Source organism: Kitasatospora nipponensis, from assembly GCF_039528135.1.
Lineage (GTDB): Bacteria > Actinomycetota > Actinomycetes > Streptomycetales > Streptomycetaceae > Kitasatospora > Kitasatospora nipponensis.
In genome coordinates this window covers 1-840 of sequence record NZ_BAAALF010000607.1, presented here as the reverse complement: position 1 = coordinate 840, position 840 = coordinate 1, and the positions used below count along the sequence as shown (strand labels likewise).

The window sequence follows — 840 nt, the reverse complement described above, 5'->3', positions numbered from 1 at the left end:
CTCGGCCAGTCTCCTGGCCAGGCCGTGGCTCAGGTCGATCAGGTACTGCAGTGGGCAGTCGCTGGAGTGCCGGGCGGAGCGGATCGCCTCGCGCAGTCCGGCTCTGGACTCGGCCATCACGGCCTCGGCCAGCTGCTCCTTGGAGCCGAAGTGGAAGTACAGCGCGCCTTTGGAGATGCCGGTGGGCCTGATGACGTCGTTGAGCCCCGTCATGGCGAAGCCCGCCTGGTCGAAGGAGGCCGAGGCGGCCTCGATGAGCAGTTGGCGGGTGCGCTGCGCCCGTTCCTGACGGGGCATCGATGATCTCCCTCGGGGAGTCGGTCGGCGGCGGGCCGGCCGAAGGCGGCCCGGGTCGACTGTTTTCAAGTGGTTGCATCGCATCGTAACAAACCAACTGTGCGGTATCTAGTATGCTGCGTCAGGTCAAGGCCGCGTGGGCGTTGTGATCCGACCCCGACCGTGCCAAGATGACGAAGTAGATGAAACCAACCAGTCGGTTCTGTATCGTATCCATCACCAGCACCTCGCAACTGGCTCATCGTCGCCGACCGGCGCTCGGAGCCCGCCAGGTTCGCGACCGCAGAAGAGGGGACGGGGGCTGTGGAAGGTCTAAGCGACAAGAACGTTCCTGAGCACATCTGGGGAGACGTGGCGGATGACTTCGTGACGGAGTTCTCCCGCCGGATGCTGGCCTCGCTGAAGCGCCGTGACCAGCGGGCGAGGGGCGAGTGGTACATCTCGGGGCTGCTCTCGGTGCCCGGCCGCAAGTCGATGCGCGCCCTGGCGGCGGTGGCCGGCTACGGCGCCGCCGAGCAGAGCCTGCACCACTTCATCAGCGAC

2 protein-coding genes are annotated in these 840 nt (G+C 66.4%); one reads left to right on the top strand and one right to left on the bottom strand.

The window, feature by feature from the left end; genetic code table 11:
• Positions 1 to 297 (bottom strand): TetR family transcriptional regulator (locus ABD323_RS42215; RefSeq protein WP_344447364.1); only part of this gene is annotated, 297 nt, incomplete at its 3' end.
• Between the two features lie 387 nt (positions 298 to 684).
• Here ABD323_RS42215 and ABD323_RS42210 point away from each other — a divergent pair.
• Positions 685 to 840, top strand: a 156-nt coding sequence (locus ABD323_RS42210) for a transposase (RefSeq protein ID WP_425556351.1), incomplete at its 3' end; no start/stop codon positions are given.